The 22,404-nt window shown below is 52.1% G+C and carries 24 protein-coding genes; 15 read left to right on the top strand and 9 right to left on the bottom strand.

Going from position 1 to position 22,404, the window contains the following annotated elements; all coding sequences use genetic code 11:
- Positions 1-51 precede the first annotated feature (51 nt).
- Positions 52-480, top strand: coding sequence for an OsmC family protein (locus JK198_RS12440; RefSeq protein ID WP_212707879.1), 429 nt, complete (start codon positions 52-54; stop codon positions 478-480).
- Positions 481-510: 30 nt separating this feature from the next.
- Here the strand turns inward: JK198_RS12440 and JK198_RS12435 are convergent, their stop codons facing one another.
- The gene (locus JK198_RS12435; RefSeq protein ID WP_212707973.1) at positions 511-792 is read right to left on the bottom strand and encodes a hypothetical protein; all 282 of its coding nucleotides are present in this window, start codon (positions 790-792) and stop codon (positions 511-513) included.
- Positions 793-855: 63 nt separating this feature from the next.
- On the bottom strand, positions 856-1,041 hold the full coding sequence (locus tag JK198_RS12430) for a hypothetical protein (protein ID WP_212707880.1): 186 nt from the start codon (positions 1,039-1,041) through the stop codon (positions 856-858).
- A gap of 217 nt (positions 1,042-1,258) precedes the next feature.
- Here JK198_RS12430 and JK198_RS12425 point away from each other — a divergent pair, with 217 nt between their 5' ends.
- A complete protein-coding gene (locus JK198_RS12425; RefSeq protein ID WP_212707881.1) occupies positions 1,259-1,462 on the top strand; it encodes a hypothetical protein in 204 nt (67 codons plus the stop codon).
- A gap of 55 nt (positions 1,463-1,517) precedes the next feature.
- Here the strand turns inward: JK198_RS12425 and JK198_RS12420 are convergent, their stop codons facing one another.
- A complete protein-coding gene (locus JK198_RS12420; RefSeq protein ID WP_212707882.1) occupies positions 1,518-2,171 on the bottom strand; it encodes a CPBP family intramembrane glutamic endopeptidase in 654 nt (217 codons plus the stop codon).
- Between the two features lie 296 nt (positions 2,172-2,467).
- On the opposite strand from JK198_RS12420, the gene JK198_RS12415 reads away from it, so the two are divergent.
- From JK198_RS12415 to lpxO, 5 genes are all read left to right on the top strand, one after another.
- Positions 2,468-2,758: an I78 family peptidase inhibitor gene (locus JK198_RS12415; RefSeq protein ID WP_212707883.1), complete on the top strand. Its 291-nt coding sequence runs from the start codon at positions 2,468-2,470 to the stop codon at positions 2,756-2,758.
- Positions 2,759-3,076: 318 nt separating this feature from the next.
- On the top strand, positions 3,077-3,235 hold the full coding sequence (locus JK198_RS12410; RefSeq protein ID WP_212710693.1) for a hypothetical protein: 159 nt from the start codon (positions 3,077-3,079) through the stop codon (positions 3,233-3,235).
- Between the two features lie 261 nt (positions 3,236-3,496).
- The gene (locus tag JK198_RS12405; protein WP_212710692.1) at positions 3,497-3,766 is read left to right on the top strand and encodes a sigma-S stabilization anti-adapter protein IraP; all 270 of its coding nucleotides are present in this window, start codon (positions 3,497-3,499) and stop codon (positions 3,764-3,766) included.
- Between the two features lie 87 nt (positions 3,767-3,853).
- Positions 3,854-4,162 carry a PsiF family protein gene (locus JK198_RS12400; protein WP_212710691.1) on the top strand — a complete coding sequence of 103 codons (309 nt, stop codon included), beginning with the start codon at positions 3,854-3,856 and terminating at the stop codon, positions 4,160-4,162.
- Between the two features lie 214 nt (positions 4,163-4,376).
- Entirely contained in the window at positions 4,377-5,291 is a 915-nt protein-coding gene (gene lpxO, locus JK198_RS12395; protein ID WP_212707887.1) for a lipid A hydroxylase LpxO, read from the top strand.
- Positions 5,292-5,335: 44 nt separating this feature from the next.
- Here the strand turns inward: lpxO and proC are convergent, their stop codons facing one another.
- Positions 5,336-6,148, bottom strand: a complete 813-nt coding sequence (gene proC / locus JK198_RS12390; RefSeq protein ID WP_212707888.1) for a pyrroline-5-carboxylate reductase — start codon at positions 6,146-6,148, stop codon at positions 5,336-5,338.
- Positions 6,149-6,304: 156 nt separating this feature from the next.
- Between proC and JK198_RS12385 the strand changes: the two genes are divergently transcribed.
- Positions 6,305-6,748 (top strand): YaiI/YqxD family protein, encoded by a 444-nt coding sequence (locus tag JK198_RS12385; protein ID WP_212707889.1) that lies wholly within the window; start codon positions 6,305-6,307, stop codon positions 6,746-6,748.
- 31 nt (positions 6,749-6,779) lie between these two features.
- Here JK198_RS12385 and JK198_RS12380 read toward each other — a convergent pair whose 3' ends face one another.
- Positions 6,780-7,478 carry a DUF2076 domain-containing protein gene (locus JK198_RS12380; protein ID WP_212707970.1) on the bottom strand — a complete coding sequence of 233 codons (699 nt, stop codon included), beginning with the start codon at positions 7,476-7,478 and terminating at the stop codon, positions 6,780-6,782.
- A gap of 355 nt (positions 7,479-7,833) precedes the next feature.
- On the opposite strand from JK198_RS12380, the gene aroL reads away from it, so the two are divergent.
- Together aroL and ppnP are read left to right on the top strand one after the other, a co-directional pair.
- Positions 7,834-8,358, top strand: coding sequence for a shikimate kinase AroL (gene aroL, locus JK198_RS12375; RefSeq protein ID WP_212707890.1), 525 nt, complete (start codon positions 7,834-7,836; stop codon positions 8,356-8,358).
- 248 nt (positions 8,359-8,606) lie between these two features.
- Positions 8,607-8,891, top strand: a complete 285-nt coding sequence (ppnP, locus tag JK198_RS12370) for a pyrimidine/purine nucleoside phosphorylase (protein WP_212707891.1) — start codon at positions 8,607-8,609, stop codon at positions 8,889-8,891.
- A 45-nt stretch (positions 8,892-8,936) separates the two neighbouring features.
- Here ppnP and rdgC read toward each other — a convergent pair whose 3' ends face one another.
- Both rdgC and eat read right to left on the bottom strand, forming a co-directional pair.
- A complete protein-coding gene (gene rdgC, locus JK198_RS12365; protein WP_212707892.1) occupies positions 8,937-9,848 on the bottom strand; it encodes a recombination-associated protein RdgC in 912 nt (303 codons plus the stop codon).
- A 145-nt stretch (positions 9,849-9,993) separates the two neighbouring features.
- The gene (gene eat / locus JK198_RS12360; RefSeq protein ID WP_212710690.1) at positions 9,994-11,361 is read right to left on the bottom strand and encodes an ethanolamine permease; all 1,368 of its coding nucleotides are present in this window, start codon (positions 11,359-11,361) and stop codon (positions 9,994-9,996) included.
- Between the two features lie 264 nt (positions 11,362-11,625).
- On the opposite strand from eat, the gene JK198_RS12355 reads away from it, so the two are divergent.
- Together JK198_RS12355 and JK198_RS12350 are read left to right on the top strand one after the other, a co-directional pair.
- Entirely contained in the window at positions 11,626-12,630 is a 1,005-nt protein-coding gene (locus JK198_RS12355; RefSeq protein ID WP_212707894.1) for a phosphotransferase, read from the top strand.
- Between the two features lie 127 nt (positions 12,631-12,757).
- Entirely contained in the window at positions 12,758-13,837 is a 1,080-nt protein-coding gene (locus JK198_RS12350; protein ID WP_212707895.1) for an AraC family transcriptional regulator, read from the top strand.
- Between the two features lie 2 nt (positions 13,838-13,839).
- On the opposite strand, the gene JK198_RS12345 is transcribed toward JK198_RS12350, so the two are convergent.
- Both JK198_RS12345 and sbcD read right to left on the bottom strand, forming a co-directional pair.
- Complete coding sequence (locus JK198_RS12345; protein WP_212710689.1) at positions 13,840-17,517, bottom strand: AAA family ATPase; 3,678 nt, start codon at positions 17,515-17,517, stop codon at positions 13,840-13,842.
- The gene (sbcD, locus tag JK198_RS12340; RefSeq protein ID WP_212710688.1) at positions 17,517-18,752 is read right to left on the bottom strand and encodes an exonuclease subunit SbcD; all 1,236 of its coding nucleotides are present in this window, start codon (positions 18,750-18,752) and stop codon (positions 17,517-17,519) included. The genes JK198_RS12345 and sbcD overlap by 1 nt, the downstream gene beginning before the upstream one ends.
- 271 nt (positions 18,753-19,023) lie before the next feature.
- Between sbcD and phoB the strand changes: the two genes are divergently transcribed.
- The 3 genes from phoB to JK198_RS12325 all read left to right on the top strand — a co-directional run bounded on the left by phoB (position 19,024) and on the right by JK198_RS12325 (position 22,400).
- On the top strand, positions 19,024-19,713 hold the full coding sequence (phoB, locus tag JK198_RS12335) for a phosphate response regulator transcription factor PhoB (protein ID WP_212707898.1): 690 nt from the start codon (positions 19,024-19,026) through the stop codon (positions 19,711-19,713).
- Positions 19,714-19,727: 14 nt separating this feature from the next.
- Positions 19,728-21,038: a phosphate regulon sensor histidine kinase PhoR gene (gene phoR, locus JK198_RS12330; RefSeq protein ID WP_212710687.1), complete on the top strand. Its 1,311-nt coding sequence runs from the start codon at positions 19,728-19,730 to the stop codon at positions 21,036-21,038.
- Positions 21,039-21,296: 258 nt separating this feature from the next.
- Positions 21,297-22,400, top strand: coding sequence for a cobalamin-independent methionine synthase II family protein (locus JK198_RS12325; RefSeq protein WP_212710686.1), 1,104 nt, complete (start codon positions 21,297-21,299; stop codon positions 22,398-22,400).
- Positions 22,401-22,404: the final 4 nt, after the last annotated feature.

Raw genomic sequence — 22,404 nt, 5'->3', positions numbered from 1 at the left:
TTTGTTACTGCGGCTATACTTAAGTTTTACGAACCTGAACCGGAGGAACTGATGACTATTCATAAACAAGGCTCGGCCCATTGGGAAGGTGATATTAAGGGCAAAGGAACGGTAAGTACCCTCAGCGGTGCTCTGAGCCAGCAGCCTTACGGGTTTAATACCCGCTTTGAAGATAAGCCCGGTACTAACCCCGAAGAACTGATTGGTGCAGCCCATGCCGCCTGCTTTTCTATGGCTCTTTCCCTGATGCTCGGACAGGCAGGTTATACGCCGAAAAGTATTGATACCGTTGCCGACGTGTCACTGGATAAAAAAGGCGAAGGCTTTGCGATTACCCGTATCGCGCTGGCCAGTGAGGTCGAATTACCGGGCATTGATGAGAAAAAATTTGAAGAAATCATCCTGAAAGCGAAAGCCGGATGTCCGGTGTCGCAGTTACTGGATACGGAAATCACCCTCGACTACACGCTAATGAACTGACAGTGATATGTGCCCGCGCTCAGCGGGCCATTATTCTTCATTTTCCGTATCTTCCTTCACCTGGCGGATAAGCCGTTCCCGGCCGGCCAGCGGGCTCAGTGCTGTACCCTTTACCGGACGCCGCACCCGGGTTACGCGGGCAGGATCGGCAGCAATAAATTCAAAGGTCGGGGCATAGTAAAATGGCAGCCAGCCACCGAATCCGCTTTCCCATTCCCAGCGGACAGGGCAGGGCCAGAGAATCTCCTGATACAGCAGATAATATACCCAGCGCCCGGAGGGTTTACGCGGCCGGGATTTTTTTGTTTTCATCTGTTACCCCGGGTCAGCAAAAAGAGTCACCGCACAAATCGCGGGTGACAGACCGCAGCCGGTTTATTGTGGCTGACGATCACGGTGAACTTCTCCGCAGATCAGTACCGCATGGGGGCGCACTTTATGTATGCGGTCGGCCATCTGCTCACAGCTGACCTGGTCCGGAAATATATGTTCAGATACGGGTAATGCATCACAGGCATCGTTACCACAGGCACTGACTAATAATACAAATCCGATTAACATGACTGGCTCCTTAGCGCAGTGTCCTTGTATCGTGATGACCGGAATCTCAGTATAGCATTGTGATTGGTAACATTTTGCTAATCGACTGTTGCTGCCGTTGTCACTGTTGTTTTGTATAAAAAAACTGAAAAAGACGGCGGTTATTCTGCCAGAGATTAAATAACTGCGTTACACTTCCGCCCTGTATATCGTTAATATTATTTCTACAGGTAACATTATGAAAGAAACCAGTTCTCAGCCGATACAGCACCTTAATGAAGCGATCTCCCAGCCCGCACAGCATCCTAAACAGGCGGCATTGCAGTTAGTTATTGAACTGGTTCGCGCCGGAAAACTGAGTCCGTTACAAGGGGATGCTGCCAATATGATTTCGATTTATGAACAGTTCAAAACCCATTTTGAACAGGAACGTGATCGCTGAAACGCCCTGATTTCTCGCGGGCAGGTTGCGGCCTGTCCCCGGTGCCTGCATGCGGTTACAGGGCCGACAGATAGAAAGCCGGTACCAGTGCTATCAGATTATTTAGTGTATGTAAAAATACCGGCAGCGCCAGCCCGCGGCTTTTCAGTCTTGCCCAGCACAGCAACAGTGAAAATAACGTTAATGCGGCCACCGACTGCCAGTGAACATACTGGGTATGCATGGCAGCAAACAGTAAAGACGTCAGTAACATGGCGGCAAAACGGCTTTTCGGAGCCCACAGCAGAAACGTTTGTAATAAAAAACCGCGAAATAATACCTCTTCAAAAACCGGCGCCAGACAGACTGCGGTGATTAACAGGATAAGCTGTGAACTGCGGGGCTGATTTGCCTGCTCGGATAGCCAGATTTCGGGCAGCAGATATTGTGTTTCTGCCACAATCAGTAGCAACAGCAGCAGACTGAATAGCAGTGTTTGCCACGGCTGCAGTGTGCTGAAAGGAATATCGTTCCGGCGCTGACAATAAAAACGGTATAACGGATAAATCACCGCAAATTCAAACACGCAGAGTACCGGAACCAGCAAACCGCTGGCCCGCAGGGCGGCAAAATTAGGAAACAGCGTAATCATCAGTGTTATCAGGTAGTAGATAACAAAACTACCCAGATAAAACGCAGTCAGTGTAATTTTATCTGATTGAGTGTTCATTGTTCGCCCGGTAGTAGGAATCTTCTGAATAGTATCAATGGCACAAATCACTGTCGAGTCAGGCGATGCAATCACCGCCGGGTTTTGTTAATGCATCGGTACAGGCTGAGGTTATAATCACATCTGAGTCTGCCCGGGTCTGCGGGCCAGGTTGTAAAGGTAATATCCGTCCTTTCGGCGGGGGATTTTGTACCATAGATGTTATTAGATGAAGGGCTGTGCCCTGCAATATCAGGACCCGGTAGCGATGTAAAGGCCCGCAACTGTATTACCGGTCCTGTACCTGAGGAATAAAGATGAAAACATATGGCAGAGTATTACTTATCACTGGCTTTCTGTTACTGGCGGGCTGCCAGTCGTCCGCTAAGCCATCACAGACAGCCTATGTCCCTGATGATGATATGTGTGGTGCTTCTGATTATCAGCAGTACCTCGGTAAACCACTGTCGTCGGTGAATAATCTGCGTTTTGATAATCCGGTTCGGGCAATTGGCTATCATTCTGTGGTCGCCATGGATTTTAACCTGCGCCGCCTGAATTTCTTTGCTGACAGCCAGGGAATGATCAGCAGGGTATACTGCGGATAAAAGTGCTGCTGTCATCAGAAAGTCATTATTCACCTCTATACTCTGATGCTGTTCGTTATCAGATGTATTTCCCGCTCCGGCGGGCTTTTTCTGGCGCATCACTTCTGTCACTCTGTTATCCGCAGGGTGAACTTACGTTATTTTCAGCCCGTTTCTGCGTGACGTCCGCCGTTTACCATCACTTTTTTGTCTGCCCGCTGTAAGATAATTGTCAGGTTGTATGTCATAAAATCAATGGCCCGTTGAAACGGATAATTCTTATCATCTGCGCGGATATACTGACGGCGATTTCAGAGAACAATTATCAGCGGGGTCATTATGTTACGTTTGATTAAAATTTCTGCAGTGCTGGGCGTTGTTGTGATGCTTAACGGTTGTATTTTCCCGCCGCCGGGTGGCGGGGGCTGGGGAGGCGGAAGGCCTGGCGGCGGCGGATGGGGCGTCGGCGGGCCTCACTATGGCGATAACGGACGCTGAATAACTGCCGGCAGATAATTGCCGGAGGGCACCCTGGATACCAGGGCCCTCCGGAGATAATATCGCATCTGATCTTTTCTCACCGTTCTGCGTGGCATGATCTGCTGGTATGTCTGCCGCTGACCTGTCGCAAGCAATGATTTCCCGCGAACCCCGTCTTTTTTTGTTTTTTTCTCCTCGTTTGCCAGCCATTTAGTAAAAAAATCTGCATTTTTATTTATTTAATGTTACCGTCAGCAGCAGATAATGCTGAGGTTAATTATGAACAACCTAATCGCTGAGCTGTTAATCAAACTGGCAGAGAAAGACGAAGAGTATAAGCTTCAGACCGAGCGAATGGCAGCTATGGAAGTGATTTTATCGCTCATACTGGAAAGTTTACCTGCGGAGACTGTTTCTTTATTTGAGGAAAAGTTTCAGCAGCAGCTATTGAGTAATAATGATCCATTTTCAATAAAGGCTGAGTCTTTTTCATATAGCCGTTGCCTGGACGCTATATCGGCAATAAAATATCCGTTGTCTGACGGATAATAGCTGTTAAATTACGAATAATATGACTTCCCGCAACACGGGGGGGCTATGGCTATCCGGCCGATACTGTTATTACAGGAGTAAGTAATGAATAAACTGATCAGCAGGTTAATACTGTGTGGGTGCTGCGTCACGGCGTCAGTAACAGCAACTGCAGCCGAAAAAACAGCACAACAACAAAAAATGACTGACTGTAATCATCAGGCCAGTTCTCAGAGCCTGAAAGGGGATGCCCGTAAGGGTTTTATGAGTACCTGCCTGAAAAAAGAGAATAACAAAGCTGGTCTGACCACACAGCAGCAAAAAATGAAAACCTGTAACGCTGATGCCAAACAAAAAGCATTGAAAGGTGATGCGCGTAAGTCATTTATGAGTGGCTGCCTGAAAAAAAGCTGAGTATACCCTTGTTGCTATGATGTCTCTGACAGACAGTCTCAGTCAGAGACTGTCTGTCAGATTTTTATTTGTAACATTTATTCTGTGATATATATTCGCACTTGCGGCTAAGAAAATCTTCCGTATTACCCTAAAATTCCGCCGCAGTTTAATTTACCGCTATTTAATTACGGTAATGCTTTGCTTATTCTCAGCATAATTAAGGAAGAGAACGATGGCAGCGCTTATTATTATTTGCGTTTTTTTTATCAGTGTATTTTATGCCCATTCCCGCGGAAAAATAAGACAGAAGTTTTCCAGGCAATTATTTGATCATTCAACCTTTATGGCCCCGGTAAACATGTTTATGACCGGGTTCTCGGCATTGCCATCAAAGCAGGCATGGTTTCCCGCAGATACGTTTGCTGAGCTGCAGCCTTTACGTGATAACTGGCAGGTTATCAGAGATGAAGCGGTGAACCTGCAAAGCCATATTAAAGCCGCGACGGCAAACAACGATGCCGGTTTTAATACCTTCTTTAAGCGCGGCTGGAAGCGTTTTTATCTCAAATGGTACGGTGATGCTCACCCGTCCGCTGAGCAGCTTTGCCCGGTGACCACCCGGCTGGTCAGTTCTATTCCCTGTATCAAAGCTGCAATGTTTGCAGAGTTGCCCGCCGGCAGCTATTTAGGCAAACACCGCGACCCTTATGCCGGATCAGTGCGTTACCATCTGGGGTTATCAACACCGAATGATGAACAGTGCTTTATTGAGGTCGATGGTGTGCGCCGTAGCTGGCATGATGGTGAGGCGATGATTTTTGACGAAACTTTTGTTCACTGGGCACAGAATGATACCGGACAGACCCGCATTATTTTGTTCTGTGATATAGAAAGACCGATGAAATGGCGCTGGGCGCAGGCAGTAAACCACTGGGCAGGACAAACATTAATGTCAGCGGCGGCATCGCCTAATGATGATAGTGACCGTACCGGCACCATTAATCGGTTATTTAAATACGTAAATGCCGCCCGTGATGCGGGACAAAGACTCAAAAAGCGGAACCGTAAACTTTATTACCTGCTGAAAAATGGTGTGATTACACTGATTTTTCTGGGACTGATTATCTCGGTCTTTAAACACTGGTGATCCGTGTTGCCGGATACTTTGCGGTATCCGGCAATACACAACCGCTATTTTTTACTTAATGCTTCTGACTTTTCGATACATTTCTGCATTGCCAGCATAATAGCCGAACGGAAGCCCTGACTTTCCAGAGTCTGAACCGCTTCGATAGTGGTGCCGCCGGGCGAACATACACTGTCTTTTAACTGTGCAGGATGCTGCCCGGTTTCCAGTACCATCTGTGCTGCCCCTTTGACGGCCTGTGCCGCGAAAGAATAAGCCTGCTGCCTCGGCATCCCGCCCAGAACGGCGGCATCCGCCATGGCTTCAATCATCATAAACACATAGGCCGGTGATGATCCGCTGACGCCGACGACCGGATGAATCAGGTATTCGCTGACCTGTTCTGCTTGACCGAAGCTGCGGAATATTTCGAGGATCGTTGCGGTTTCTTCCGGACTGACCAGGGCATTCGGGGTGACCGAACTCATTCCTTCACCGACTAATGCCGGCGTGTTCGGCATGATACGGATAATTTTACGATCATGACCAAGGATATCGGCTAAGGAATCCAGAGTGACACCGGCTGCAATCGAAACCACCAGGGTCTGTTTACTGATCTGCCCGGCAATGTCGCCCAGTACTTTACGGATAACATTGGGTTTCACTGCCACGACCAGAATATCCGTTTCGCGGGCAATCACTTCGGCACTTTCGGCAGCATGCAGACCATACTCCGCGGACATCTGCTGGTTAGTTGCCACTTTACGGTCAAACACCCAGATATTTTCCGGCGTAATCACCTGGCTTTTAACAATACCGTTAATGATTGCTTTGGTCATATTACCGCAACCGATGAAACCAATTTTTTTATTCAGCATTACCTGTCCTTTGTTGTCGTCGGAAAGCCGCAGTGTGCCTGCGTGATATCAGGTTATCTTTTCCCGGGGGCTGACAGCAACCGGTAAACGGATAAACAGTTGTCCCCGGTGGCCATAATAGTCCACAATTCCGGCTCCGTCCCTTTAGGAGGTATTATGGCTATCTGGGTTGACGCTGATGCCTGCCCGACAGTAATCAAAGAAATACTGTATCGCGCAGCAGAAAGAACACAAACACATATTACTTTTGTCGCTAACCAGTCACTGCGGCTGCCGGCATCACCCTGGCTGCACAGTCTGCGGGTCGCCGCGGGGTTTGATGTGGCCGATAATGAAATTGTCCGCAGGCTGATCCCCGGTGATTTGGTGATCACCGCTGATATTCCTCTGGCGGCGGAAGTGCTGGAAAAAGGGGCTGACGCGCTGAACCCGCGGGGAGAGCGCTACTCTCCGGCGACGATCCGCGAACGCCTGACAATGCGTGATTTTATGGAAACGCTGCGGGCCAGTGGCATTCCTTCCGGCGGTCCGCCGGCACTGAATCAGAAAGACCGGCAGTTATTTGCGAATGAACTGGACAAATGGTTCAGACAGCCCTGAGGCTGCCTGAAACCGGGACGACAGGGGGGAGTTACAGGAAACTATCGTCGTCATCATTAAAGCTGTTATCACCAAAGAAGCTGTCAAAGCCACCGCCGTTATTATTATCATCCCAGCTGGCATTGTCTGCAGGATGCTCGTTGCTGCCGTAATTAAAGGTATCCAGATTCTGATCGTAATCCGGCGTTTCCGGCGGTGCTTCATTAATAATGTTTACAATCTCTTCCGGCTGAGAATGGTGGAACATGCTGGTCAGCATATCTGCCAGTACCACCCCGCCGGCAACACCTGCAGCAGTTTGTAATGCCCCCCCCAGGAAGCCGGTAGTACGGCCCGCTGCCGGAGGTGCAGTGTAGGCTGGTTGTTGCTGAGGCTGCTGTGGTGCCTGTTGCGGATTACCCCATGCTGATTGGGCTGGAGCCTGCTGGCGTTGCTGTGAGTTGCCACCGCCAAATAAACCGGCCAGAAAACCACCACTGCTCTGAGGCTGCTGCTGTTGTTGCAGCTGTTGTAAACGGGTTTCCAGCCCGGCGACCTGATCATTCAGCTTTTTCAGTGCTGCTTCCTGAATAAGTAACGCCTGTGACATATAGTAGGCTGCTGCAGGCTGGTTTTGCAGATGGTTTTTGATTAACTGTTCTGCCCCGGGGTCTCGTGGTCCGCTTTGGGTTTCTGCCTGTTGTAAACGGCTAAACAGACTATCAATCAGTTTTTGTTCTTCGCTCTGCATGGTGAAACCTCTTTTTATCATCTTTATTACACCCCGGCTGTATATCAGTGAGGGTGGTTGTGACTGTCTGTGACTCCGGGTGCCGGTGTTGGTCACTGCTGTTACCTGCACCCTGCAATTATTGTTTGGTGACTGCACCCTGTTAAACAGTTATGCCGGAGTTATATATGGGGGTGCCGGCCGGTAAAGTAAATGCAAACGCAGTAAAAAAATATTGCGGCATCCTGCCCGGCCATGATTATGATGTTTTCCGCCGCTGGCGGTTGTCGGTGGGTGGCTGTCAGGGGCAATTCCGGTTATCATGCACAGGTTTACATCCAGTCACTTTAACTATCCCGGCGGAGGATCGGCCTTTATGTCATTACCCATCTATCTGATAGGTGCGCGGGGTTGCGGAAAAACAACCATCGGCCATCTGTTATCACAGACACTGGGCTATGCATTTAATGATACGGATCATCATTTGCAATCGTCGCTGCAATGCACCATTGCCCAAATTGTGGCCGAACAAGGGTGGGAAAGCTTTCGGGATAAAGAGTCAGCGTCACTGATTCAGGTGACGACAGCATCAGCAGTGATTGCAACCGGCGGCGGTATTATCCTGCGTCCGGAAAATTGCCAGCATATGCGTGAACATGGCCGGGTTTTCTGGCTGAAAGCTGAACCGCAGGAACTGGCTAAGCGCTTAACGGTGGATCCGGAGGCCGGGCAGCGTCCGACCCTGACAGGCAGACCGATCACCGAAGAAATGAGCGATGTGCTGAAAATCCGCAGTCCGCTTTATTCATCCACAGCTCACCATATTATTGATGCTTCCCGTCCTCCTCAGGAAGTGGTGGATAATATATTGCAGGTATTATCACAACAGCGAGCCGGTTAACCTGCCCCGGTTCGCCTTTCTGCCGGTAGCCTGTTATACCGGCCATTTTTCCGCAGTTGTTCTCTGGTCTGCTATTTTAAAGAAACTTTGCCCGTTCCTGATACCAGAAACCAGCCGAAACTGCTCTGTCAGCCCTGAGCGGTAGCGGAAATGGTTAAGCTGATGATGTGGCTGATTATTTACGTGACAAGTCGATCTGACAGCTTTTACACTGTCTGCAACATCCTGCTGACGATTAAGGAAACTGCATGCTGAAGTCTAATGAGTACTTTGAAGGTAAGGTCAAATCGATTGGTTTTGAAAACACCCTGTCAGGCAGCGCCTCTGTCGGTGTTATGTCTGCGGGCGAATATACCTTTGGTACCGGTAAGCCGGAAGAAATGACGGTAGTCAGTGGATCACTGAAGGTATTGTTACCGGGTGAAACCGAATGGCGCTGGTATGAAGCAGGACAGGTATTTAATGTGCCGGGGAACAGTGAGTTTTATTTACAGGTTGCTGAAGACAGTGCTTATCTGTGTCGCTATCTGTAAATGATGGTACGCCATGCTCTGCCTGTGCAGGGCATGGCGCGGTGATCAGCGCCGGGCTTCGCCGCCCAGGGCTTCCACCAGTGCTTCGGTAAACATCGCCAGCTCACCGGTCATCAGGGTAAAATCCGCATCAAAGCGTAAGGCCTGATCTTCCCGGTCGATATCATCATTTTGTTCACGCAGCGTTTCGCTGAATTTCAGCCTTTTGAGTGAACCGTCATCACAAACCATAAACTGTAATCGCTCCTGCCAGTCGAGGGCCAGTTTTGTCACCCGTTTTCCGGCCTCGATATGCAGGGCAATTTCGTCACTGACCAGCGCCTGTTTTTTACAGCGGATCACGCCACCTTCTTCCAGAGTCGCTTTCAGTTCGGCTTCATCCAGCAGGGTAAAACCTGCCGGCAGGCTGCCGGAACGTACCCATTCGGTCAGCGTCAGTTCGACGGGCGTTTCCAGTGTCAGCGGGACAACCGGCAACGAACCGAGACTTTTGCGCAACAATGCCAGCAGGTCTTCTGCTTTTTTGGCACTGGCGCTGTCGACCATAATCAGCTGGTGTCGGGTATCAATCCACAGCCAGGTCTGGCTGTAGCGGCTGAAAGCGCGCGGCAACAGGCTATGGATCACTTCATCTTTCAGGGAATCTTTCTCAGTTTTTTTCAGCTTACGTTGCTGGGTAGCTTCCAGATGACTGATTTTGGCCTCAAGGGCTTGTTTGATCACCGGGGAGGGCAGGATTTTCTCTTCTTTACGGGCGCAGAGCAGCATCTGACCGTTACTGACATGGACCAGTGCGTCGGCCTTATCATTCAGTGGTGCTATCCAGCCGGTTTTTACCTGATCCTGGCTGCCACAGGGGGTGAAACTGCATGCCTCCAGTTGCTTTTCCATGTCATCGGCAGACAGCGGGATTTCACGGTTGAGACGGTAAACCATCATATTTTTAAACCACAGCATCTGAGTTCCTTAAGCCAGCATTTCCGGAATGTCTGACAGATGATACCCAATCACTGGCCTGGTTTCAGCAACTACTGTAATAAATAACAGTATCTGAAAGGGGCAGGTGATATAACCGGCGGATAAATATCACCTGCCCGCGGGCTTATTCCTGACTCATCAGTAACGCATCGTGCGGCGCCTGTCGGCGCTGGTTGCTGGTCAGGCGGAAGTACAGATAACCGGCCGCCATGATCACCACAAACAGCAGTGCGATGACCGGGTTAAACCACACCATTGAAACCAGGCAGACCACTGCCAGCAGCAGGGCGATCGCCGGGACCAGCGGGTATCCCGGCGCACGGAAACTGCGAATCATGGCCGGTTCAGTGCGGCGCAGGCGGAACAGGCTCAGCATACTCATGATATACATAACAATGGCACCAAAAACGGCCAGAGTGATCATCGCGGCGGTCAGGGACATGCCCTGCAGGTGGATCCAGTTATCGCTGAAAATAGCGGCAATACCTATTACTCCACCGGCGAGGGTTGCCCGGTAAGGCGTCCTGAAACGGGACAGTTTCGCCAGCGGCCGGGGCAGATATCCGGCACGGGCCAGGGCAAAAAATTGCCGGGAGAACCCGAGAATAATCCCGTGAAAACTGGCCACCAGACCGAACAGACCAATCCATACCAGCATATGCATCCAACGGGAATGTTCACCGACGATCATTTTCATTGCCTGTGGCAGCGGATCATTAATATCGGACAGCTTACGCCAGTCTCCGGCTCCGCCAGCCAGCAGCATCACGCCTATTGCCAGTACCACCAGGGTCAGGATCCCTGCAATATAAGCCCGCGGGATATTTTTACGCGGATCTTTTGCTTCTTCGGCGGCCATGGCGGCACCTTCAATGGCCAGGAAAAACCAGATAGCAAAGGGAATTGCGGCAAAAACCCCGCTGATGGCCTGCAGACCGAAACCATCTGCACCGGCCCAGCCATGGGCTGTAAAATTGGTCAGGCGGAACCCCGGAGAGACGACCCCCATAAAAACCAGTAATTCGATCACTGCCAGGATGGTGACAATCAGCTCAAACATAGCGGCCAGCTTAACGCCCAGAATATTGAGGCTCATAAATACCAGATAAGCAACTACCGCTGCAATTTTCGGGTCCAGAGCCGGAAACTGGACATTCAGATAGGCACCGATAGCCAGTGCAATCGCCGGCGGGGCAAAGACAAATTCGATCAGCGTCGCCAGCCCGGCAATCAGGCCGCCGGTTTCCCCGAATGCTCTGCGGCTGTAGGCAAAGGGGCCGCCCGCGTGAGGGATAGCGGTGGTTAATTCGGTAAAACTAAAAATAAAGCAGCCGTACATCAGGGCTATCAGCAGTGTGGTCATCAGAAATCCCAGAGTACCGGCGACACCCCAGCCATAACTCCAGCCAAAATATTCGCCCGAAATCACCAGGCCGACGGCAATTCCCCATAAGGAAAAGGTGCCGAGGGTGGGTTTGAGTTTTGTTGTCATGTGTCTGTCCCCGTCGTGTGTTGGCACTCCGCCGATACTCTGTCCGGCGCAATAAGCTGTCTGCCGGATAATGCCGCGCAGCGGGGGGCAATACCTGACCGCAGTTGTCACAATTCTGTCATTTGAAGTCAACTTCCTCCCGCGACCGGCAAACATTGTCGTGCAAAGCCAGGTTTTGTTACTGGCGGGTCAGGAAACCGGCCCTTTATCGCAGGCATGCTTACGCAGGGACTACGGACTCAAACAACGACCGGGGTGTTGATAATGGAAGTAAAACAAAATGATTCGATGACAGATCAGCAACTGATGCAGATAGCCAGTAAAGCCTTATCCGCGTATCCGCAACTGGCTGACGGTGAGCTTTCGCTGATTTGTCGTTCTGAGAATGCCACCTTTCTGCTGACAGTGGCGGGCCAGCGCTATGCCCTGCGGTTACACCGTGCCGATTATCATGATAAAGCAGATATTGTCAGCGAGTTACTGTGGCTGGATGCCCTCAGAGACAGTGGTATTGAGGTGCCGGAGGCGGTCTGTGACGGGCAGGGTGAGCGGGTACAGACCATCAGCACCCCTGATGGCAGTGTGCGTCATGTGGTGATCTTTTACTGGATGGCCGGTGAAATGCCGACCACCAATGTTGATCCGGCCGCATTCCGTGCCCTCGGTGAGGTCACTGCCGGGCTGCATCAGCACAGCCGCCAGTGGCAGCGTCCGGAGGGATTCCGTCGTATCTGCTGGGATCACGATAGCATGGTGGGAGAGCACGGACACTGGGGGCGCTGGCAGGATGCTCCGCGGCTGGCCGCCAGTGATCATCCGCTTATTTTTCAGGCGCTGGACAAAATTAACCATCGCCTGACGGCCTATGGTCAGCAGCAACAGCGTTACGGACTGATCCATGCGGATTTACGTCTGACTAACCTGCTGCATCATCAGGGCCAGACCAGAATTATTGATTTTGATGACTGTGGTTTTGGCTGGTATATGCATGATCTGGCTGCAGCCATCAGTTTTTGTGAGCATCACCCGCGGGCCGCAGACTGGATTGATAACTGGCTGACGGGTTATGAAAAAAGCGGCCATATCAGTGACCAGGATATGGCGATCCTGCCTGATCTTCTGATGCAGCGCCGCCTGCAGTTAAGTGCCTGGATGGGATCTCATGCCAGAACAGAAATGGCCCGCGGACTGGAACAACACTGGTCAGCAGACACTGTCCGCCTGTGTCGCCGTTATCTGGAAACGGATCGCTGGCCGGTGGGGCAGTAATGCACCAGCTCAGTGCGCTGTGCCGTGACGGGGAACCCTGAACCGCCGGGGCTGCCGCAATACGGGGTTTTTACGCTGGTACGTAAATTGCATCACCTGCGACAGTTCAGAATATATCGGGGGGATCATGGAACAGCCAGTTGCGCTTTTACAGCAGAGTTCGCAGGCCGTTTGCGGTTTAATCAGCGGCAACCGCGGAGTACTGGCCGCCGCGGCCACCGGTCTGAGTGATTTTATTTGCGGGCAGGGCGGCGATGCAGACAGAATTTTCGGGCTGAGTGGTGTGGATCCGGAGTTACTGGGCAGCCCGACCCTCAGTCTCGGGCTGGTGAATTATTGCCGCGTACTGGAAGAAGCTGCCCGTCACTCTGCCAGTGACAATTTTGGTTTGCATTATGGCCGCCAGTTTAAACCTCAGGCACTGGGACTGATTGGCTATATTGGCCTCTGCTCGCCGACACTGGATATTGCCCTGCACAATGTGGTTCAGGCATTTCCCAGCCATCAGCACGATACTCTGGTCCGGCGGGTAGATAAGGGGGATCACTGGCGGCTGGATTATCAGGTACGCCACGGGGCTATTCTGTGCCGCCGTCAGGATGCAGAACTGACGATGGGGATGTTTATGAATCTTATCCGCCATTCCGCCGGCCAGCACTGGGCCCCGCGTGAAGTCCATTTCGAACACTCCCGCCCTGAAAACTGGCACGAGCACTGCAAAATATTTGATGCGCCGGTCTATTTTGACCAGCCTTATAATTCATTACTGATTGCTAAACGTGACCTGCAACGCAGCATGCCGGATAACGATCCTATGTTACTGATGGTTATGCAGGATGCTTTGCAACGCCTGAATCTGACCCGTGAAAGTCAGGGGCTGACCGGAAAAGTTCGTGCGGCTATCCATCTGTTACTCAGCAACGGAGAACCGGCACTGGAAACCGTCGCGGAGAATCTTGGTCTGTCTGCCTGGACTTTACAACGCAGGTTACGGGAGCACAATGTGAGTTTCTCTGTGCTGGTGGATAATGTACGCAGCGAACTGGCGACCCATTATCTGCAACAGAAATCCCTGTCCGTATCGGCGATGGCGATGTTGCTGGGGTATTCTGAAGTGAGTGCTTTTTCCCGCGCCTGCCGGCGCTGGTTTGGTATCAGTCCCCGTCAGTGGCGCCGCCAGGAAAACCTGACGGCGGAAAGTCAGTGATTTCAGGGCGCCGGTAATTCCAGTTTACTGTAGCCCAGTCCGTTCACCTTGATCACTTTAATCTGCAGCGGAATACGCTCTTTCATGGCCTCGACATGGCTGATGACTCCGATGATTTTTCCGCTGGCATTGAGGCTGTCCAGTGCATCCAGCGCTATATCCAGGCTGCCCGTGTCGAGGGTGCCGAAGCCTTCGTCAAGGAACAGCGACTCAATACGGTTTTTGTCACTGACGAGATCCGATAAGGCCAGTGCCAGTGCCAGGCTGACCAGAAAACTCTCCCCGCCGGACAGGGTACGGGTATCCCGCTGATTATCGGCCTGCCAGGTATCAATCACCGATAGCTCCAGGGCATCGGATGCCTGACGCTGTAACAGATAACGGCCATGTAAACGTGCCAGTTGCTGGTTAGCCAGCCAGACCAGATGATCCAGTGTCAGTCCCTGGGCAAAGCGGCGGAACAGTGAGCCGGTGGCTGAGCCTATCAGACGATTAAGCTGATCCCAGTCGGCCAGCAACCGTTGTTGCTCATGGATCTGAGTCAGCAACTGCTGTTGTTGCTGACGGTAACGGTCATCGGCCTGTAACTGCTGACGGATTTCCCCCTGCTGATGCAGATTATCTTTTAACTGTTGCTGCAATTGCTGTTGCCGCTGGCTGAGAAGATCGCCATCGTCATGGCTGTCCGCCGGGCGCTGTTGCCGGTGTTGTGTCAGTGCCTCCGTGGCCTGCCGGAGCAGAATGTCAGTCTGGCTGAGGGCCTGTTCCCGTTGCTGCAACTGGCTGCGTAACTCACTGGCCTGCTCACTGTCCAGTAAGGCATCGGTAAATGCCTGCTGGCTGTCGAACCCTTGCTGTTGCAAAGCCGCAGAGAACTGTTGCTGACAGTGTTCAGTCTGTTCCCTGAGTTGCCGGACCTGCAGTTCCAGCTGGTGATGCTGACCGGTTATCTGACTCAGCTGATTCTCTGTCTGCTGCCATTGTTGCTGCAGGGTGCGGGTTTGTTGCTGCTGATGCTGAACCTGTTGCTGCAGTGTCTGGCGGGCCTGTTCCGTCTCCTGATCGCCAAATAATTCTCTGCGCTGTTTCCTGAGGGTGGTCAGCTGTGATAACTGCAGGACCAGTAGCTGCTGTGCCTCTTTCAGTAACTGCTGTTGCCCGTTAATTTCCTGTTGCAGGCTGTCCAGTGCCGTTGTCAGACGGATATGTTCCGGCTCACTGTCGCGGAGTTGCTTTTCGTTTTCCTGCCAGTCACGCCACAATGCCTGTTGTTGTGTAAACCACCGGGCCGCAGCGCTGGCATCATCGGGCAGGGTTAGCTGATAGTGGCTGAGGTCGGTACGTAATTGTCCGGCCAGCGACTCCGCCTGTTGACCGGCCAGCTGACTGCGGGACTGGTGCTCCGTGGCTGTCTGCCGGCTGTTATCTAATTGCTGTCCCAGCAGTCCGGATTGTTGCTGATGCGCCTGTCGTTTTTCTTTACTCTGGTAGAGAGCATCCCGCGCCTGCTGGCTGGCGGTTGCTGCCTTTTCACGTTGTTGTAAACGCTGACGGGCCTGTGATTCACCGTGTTCAGCGGCCTGAATATACGCCTCCAGGGCTGCACTATCGCTGAGATCACAGTCCAGTTGCGCCGTTTGTGTCAGTTGCTGCCACTGTGTCTGCAGTGCTGCCAGCTGGCCGGTCAGTTTTTCTGTGTCGTGGTTTAATTGCTGTCCGCGATCCGCGGCCTGGGCTAACCGGGCTTTACACCCGGTTCCCTGTTCCCGTAGTTCGGCGACAAGGTTTTCCAGCCGGCGTTTCTGTTGCAGGTTTTCATCCGGTTGCAGCTGGCTGTACTGCTCTGCTGCCGGATGGGCAGATGATCCGCACAGGGGACAGGGCTGCCCCTCTTCCAGTTGCTGACGCAGTGCTGACAGATTAATAATTTTTGCTTCCAGCTCACACAGCGTTGTGATGGCCTGTAATTGTTTTGTCTGTTCTGTGAATGACTGTCGGCAGCGGACCAGGGTCTGTTCATCCTGGCTGATTTGTTGCTGCAGGGCTGCCTGTTCAGCCTGCAGGCGAGTAAGTTGCTGCTGCACAGGCGCTGCGCCGGAGGCCAGCCGTAATAACTGCTGGTGGCGGGCACGTTGTGTCTGATATTGCTCCAGTGTCTGGCGCAGTTGCTGGCTGGTGATATCGTTTTCCAGGTGTGCCTGCAGGGTTTCACAGCGCTGTAGTTCGGCGGCAGCCGCAGTGGCGGCCTGCTCCAGCGGCGCGGCATTACGGTTCAGGGCTGTCAGGGCTGTCTGCTGCTCTGTTATCCGCTGTTGCAAAACAGACAATTGCTGTTCTGCCTGGCGGGCACTCTGTTGTTGTTGCTGCCACTGGGTCTGCTGGTGCTGCCAGACGGACAGAGAAGGGCCATATCCGGCAATCTTCAGATGTTGTTCACGCCAGCTCAGCCACTGGCTTCGCCGGGCTGTCAGCACCTGCAATTGGTGCTGTCCGGCAGTATGCTGCTGCTCAGACTGTGCCAGCGTCTGTTGCTGGTGCATAAGCTGCTGTTGTGTGGTATCGGATAACTGTTGCTGTGCAGTGATTTTCTGGTCGAGAGGGATCACCTGTCCGGTCAGCAGGCTCTCCAGTTGTTGCTGTTGTTGTTGCAGTTTCTCCAGCCCGGATTCGCTGTTTTCATGCTGGCGGTGTGCCTGTTGCTGAGCGGCTTCGGCCTGCTGCCGTCGGGCAGCGGATACCTGCAAAGCTTCCGTCTGTTGCTGTTGTTGTTGCAGATAACGCTGCAGTTGTTGCCAGTTATCCCGGATTTTTTCGGCCGGTTGATTGTCAGCCAGCCGTTGCCGTATCGGCTCTGCCTGTTGCCATAAACGGCTGGTTTCCTGATGCTGCTGTTCGCGTTGTTGTTGCTGGCTGACCAGTGACTGATCCTGCTGTAGCCAGTGCTGTGCCTGGCTGATACGCTGACTGTCTTGCTGTAATTGCAGTTCACTCTGTTGCAGCAATGTCTGCTGTTCAGTGATCTGCTGGCGGGTCTCTTCATCCAGCAAGACGACGCCGGAGACCCCGGCCTGCAGGGTATCAAGTTGCTGTCGCAGCTGTTTATGTTTTTCAAATACCGTCTGAGATATCTGTCCGTAAATTTCGGTGCCGGTCAGCTCTTCAAGCAACTCGGCTCTGTCTGCTGAAGGGGCATTCAGGAAGGCGGCAAACTGCCCCTGGGATAACATCATTGAGCGGGTAAAACGCTGAAAGTTCAGTCCGGACAGTTGCTCCGTCAGCCGCAATTTGTCCTGAATTTTATCAGCAACAATGACGTTATCGCTGCAACGGGCCAGTTCGACACGCGGTGGCTGCAGCTTACCGTTATGCTGTCCGCGGGCACGGTTCTGGCTCCAGAAGGCTCGCCAGGCTTCACCTTTAATTTCGAATTCGACTTCCGCCAGACATTCACTGGTACCCCGTGTCATCAGCTCGTTTTGTGCCGGGGTAATACTGCCGAGGCGCGGGGTCTGGTGATATAACGCCAGACAAATGGCATCCAGCAGGGTGGTTTTACCCGCCCCCGTATCACCGGTAATGGCAAACAGTCCGTTACCGGCGAAGGGCGGCTGCCGGAAATCGATAGTCCACTCGCCACGCAGAGCATTGAGGTTTTTAAAACGCAGAGTCAGTATTTTCATCAGCAGTCCGGCTCCTGTCCGGTATGTTGCAGCTGTTCCAGTGTCTGACGGTAGAGGGTCATCAGCCGCAATTGATCCTGCTGCGACAATTGTTCCTCTGCCGCCAGGCGGCGCTGAAATACCTCTTCGGGGGTCAGTTCATTCAGGGTTTCATTATTTATCCGGCGGATCCCGGCAACGGAACGGTCGCGACTGCGCCGGAGTAACAGCACTTCTGCCGGCAGCCCGTCGGTGATAGCTTCAATACGCTGTTGCAGGTCACTCAGGTATTCCTGCTGTGTCACTTCAATATCCAGCCACACTGGCCGGCCATTACTGTCAGCGGTTAACGTGTGCAGCTGCCGTTCTATCTCTTCCAGCGAACCTTTCACTGTTTTCATCTGCTGAAAGCACGGGATCGGCAGGGGGGTGACCGTTAATGGCTGACCCTCGCCGCATTCCACCAGGCAAACACTTTTTTCATCAGCCGGTTCATCAAAGCTCAGGGCTATCGGCGAACCACTGTAACGAATATGAGCCTGACCAGCGACCTGTTGAGGGCGATGAATATGCCCCAGGGCGATATAATCGGCCGGCGGAAAGGCCGATGCGGGGAAAGCATCCAGGGTACCGATATAGATATCCCGTACCGAATCACTGCTGCTGGTGCCCAGCGCTGTCAGGTGGCCGGTGGCAATAATAGGTAATGCTGGCAGGCCCAGAGAGGTACGTAGATCCAGGGCCGCCCGGTAGCATTGCTGATAATGATCAGTTATGGCCTGCAACAGATTTTGCTGTTTCTGGTGACTGTCCAGCCCTGCCTGACTGAGCTGGATATCCCGTGGCCGTAAATAAGGGATTGCACACAGGATAGCTGCAGGCTGTTGCCGGGCATTTTTAAGAATAACCAGCTGCTGATCAACCTCTTTTCCGGCGCTGGCGATGACCCGGGTATTCAGGCAGGCCAGCAGTTCCCTTGACTCATTGAGCATAGCGACCGAATCATGATTCCCGGCCAGAATCACCAGCTGGCAGCCGGTTTGCTGCAAAGCCACCACAAAATGGTTATATAGCTCACGTGCATAACTGGGCGGGGAGCCGGTATCGAAAATATCTCCGGCAACAATCAGTGCGTCCACCTGATGCTGAGTAATTTGCTGTAATAACCAGTCAAGAAAAGACTGATGCTCAAAAGCCCGGCTACGGGTATAAAAAAACTGGCCCAGATGCCAGTCAGAGGTATGGATAATCTTCATAATACTCCCGGTTTCACCCTGCTGACGGCAGTATACCCTGTTGTCAGTCGCGAGATAAAAAAAGCGTTACCCTGGCCAGTGGCCGGGCCGGAAACGGCAGATAACCAGGGTAATTGTATTATCTCGCTAAACTAATAAAGACAGTAATAGTTAATGTTTATTATCAGTCAGTCGGAAAATAAGCTGGCATTTATTCATAAAACTGTCATAAAACTGTCTCATAATGAGGCCGCAACTTCGGAAATGCCCGGAGATATCCGCTGGAGAAACAATGGCTAAACGCATTCTGGTCGTAGAAGATGAAGCTCCTATCCGCGAAATGTTATGTTTCGTGCTGGAGCAGAATGATTATCATCCTGTCGAAGCTGAAGATTATGACAGTGCAGTTAAAAAACTGATTGAACCCTGGCCGGATTTAATTCTGCTGGACTGGATGTTGCCGGGAGGCAGCGGAATTCAGCTTATCCGCTACCTGAAAAAAGAGGCCATGACCCGCGATATTCCGGTGGTAATGCTGACAGCGAAAGGAGAAGAGGAAGACCGGGTGCGCGGGCTGGATGCCGGCGCTGATGATTATATGACTAAGCCATTTTCCCCGAAAGAATTGATCGCCAGAATCAAAGCCGTTATCCGGCGTATTTCACCGATGGCCGATGATGAGTTAATTAATATCCGGGGGCTGACACTCGATCCGACATCTCACCGGGTTATGTCCGGCGAAACTCCGGTAGAAATGGGGCCGACGGAGTATAAATTACTGCACTTTTTTATGACCCATGCGGAACGGGTATATAGCAGGGAGCAGCTGCTTAACCATGTGTGGGGAACCAACGTGTATGTGGAAGACCGGACAGTTGATGTCCATATCCGGCGACTGCGTAAAGCCCTCGAAGTGACCGGCCATGAGCGTATGGTACAGACAGTCCGTGGGACAGGATACCGGTTCTCTGCCCGTTACTGAATGGAGAGTGACTCGTGCTGGACAAACTTTCGTGGCGCACTCTGATCCTTGAGTTTTTGCTGGCCTGTGTGGCGGGTGCAGTTGCCGGCCTGCTGACAGGGCAGCTGGCCTGGGGCCTGCTACTGGCGGTGGTAATATTACTTTTCTGGCATTTTTTCCAGCTGATGCGGCTGTCTCACTGGCTGTGGGTTGACAGAACCCTGACTCCGCCGACCGGGAAAGGCAGCTGGGAACCATTGTTCCATGGCCTTTATCTGATGCAGGCGCGTAACCGGCGGCGGCGCAGTGAACTGAGAAATCTGATCAAACGTTTTCGCAGTGGTGCTGAATCTCTGCCAGATGCACTGGTGATGACCACCGAAGAGGGTAATATTTTCTGGTGTAACGGGCTGGCGCAGCAACATCTCGGCCTGCGCTGGCCGGAAGACAATGGCCAGAACATTCTTAACCTGTTGCGTTACCCTGAATTTTCGCGTTATCTGCAGACCAAAGCCTTTGATATGCCCTTCACCCAGCAGCTGAACAACGGTCACCATATGGAGTTCAGAATTATGCCTTATAGTGAAGGACAGTGGCTGATCAGTGCCCGCGATATGACCCAGATGCGTCAGCTGGAGAATATGCGGCGTCACTTTTTTGCTAATGTCAGCCACGAGCTGCGTACCCCGCTGACGGTCATCCAGGGCTATCTGGAAATGATGGAAGATAAGCAACTGAACGAACAGATGTACCATAAAGCAGTCGTTACTATGCAGGAACAGTCACGGCGTATGGAAGGCCTGGTCAGGCAGTTAATGACCCTGACAAAAATAGAAGCAGCGCCGGTACTGAATATGAAAGAGGTGATTGATGTCCCTGCCATGTTGCATATGCTGCAGCAGGAAGCGGAGACACTGAGTCATGGCCGGCAGCGGGTACATTTTTCTATTGATGAAAGCCTGAAAGTATTTGGCAATGATGAACAGCTGCGCAGCGCCATATCGAATCTGATCTATAACGCTATCAGCCATACTCCCGAAAATACCGGTATTGAAATTATCTGGAAGCGCAGTACCGGCGGGGCGGTTTTTTCCGTCTCCGATAATGGTCCGGGCATCCCGGCAGAGCATATCCCCCGGCTGACAGAGCGTTTTTACCGGGTGGATAAAGCACGGTCGCGTAATACCGGCGGCAGCGGACTGGGGCTGGCAATAGTCAAACATGCGCTGGGTCATCACGGCACACGGTTATCAATTACCAGTGACCCCGGCCGTTGTACCTGTTTTAGTTTCTCCCTGCCTGCCCGGTTAGTTGTTAACGCGGACAGTATGGCCACTGACAGTTGACATTGACGACATGCCACTGAGGTGGCATGTTTTACGCGGTTTCCCGGACAAACCGACCGACTTTATCGTGGTATTTTGTATGAGCCTGCCAGCACGGGTACCAGTACACCGACGCCCGCGGATGAAAAATATTCAGGGGTGATGAGTTTTATTCAATTGATGACGGTACCTTGCCATGGGATTCTGAACTTAATATAGCCATCCAGATGGCTTTTTTAGGGTAACTTTCCGTCAATTGCCGGAACCAGGAGAATAATTATGCAAAGAGATCACGCCCCTTTTCGTGCCGATATTGCAGGCAGTTTTTTGCGCCCTGAGTCGATAAAACAGGCACGGGCACAATTTTCAGCAGGAACCCTGGATGCCGAAGCATTACGTCAGGCAGAAGATGCCGCGATCCTTGAAGTGGTACAGAAGCAGCAGGCTGCCGGATTACAGGTCGTAACCGACGGTGAGTTTCGCCGGGCCTGGTGGCATTTTGATTTCTTTGAAGGACTGGAAGGCGTCGAAGCCTTTGAAGCCGACCAGGGTATTCAGTTTAACGGGGTGGAAACCAAAGCCCGCGGGGTACGTGTGACGGGTAAACTGGGCTTTAAACAGCATCCGATGCTGGAGGATTTCCGATACCTGCAAAGTATTGCCGGTGACTCCGTTGCTAAAATGACTATTCCCAGTCCGAGTGTGTTGCACTTTCGTGGCGGCCGTCGCTATATCGATGAACAGGTGTATCCTGATTTAACAGAATATTTTGATGATTTAGCCACCACCTGGCGGGATGCTATCCGCGCCTTTTATGATGCCGGCTGCCGTTATCTGCAGCTTGATGATACGGTCTGGGCTTACCTCTGTTCGGAAGAACAGAAAGCACAGGTCCGTGCCCGCGGTGAGGATCCGGAGCTGCTGGCGGCGACCTATGCCGGTGTACTGAATAAAGCGCTGATCGGTAAACCTTATGATTTGACCGTTGCGTTGCATATCTGCCGGGGTAACTTTCGTTCGACCTGGATCTCTGAAGGCGGGTATGAACCTGTGGCAGAGGTTTTATTCGGTCAGGTGAATGTTGATGCTTTTTTCCTGGAATATGATAACCAGCGTTCCGGAGGCTTTGAACCACTAAGGTTTATTAAACCCGGTCATCAGCAGGCAGTGTTAGGCCTGATTACCACTAAAAATGGCACACCGGAAGATCCCCGGCAAGTGAAAGCCCGTATAGCAGAAGCGGCCCGCTATCTCAGTCTCGATCAGATTTGTCTCAGCCCGCAATGCGGATTTGCCTCCACTGAAGAAGGCAATACTCTGACAGAAGACGAACAATGGCAAAAAGTCCGTAGTGTGGTAAAGATTGCCGGCGAAGTCTGGTGATCTT

It is taken from the genome of Tatumella sp. JGM91 (genome assembly GCF_018257575.1).
GTDB lineage: Bacteria > Pseudomonadota > Gammaproteobacteria > Enterobacterales > Enterobacteriaceae > Tatumella > Tatumella punctata.
This window is presented reverse-complemented; position numbering and strand designations above follow the sequence as displayed.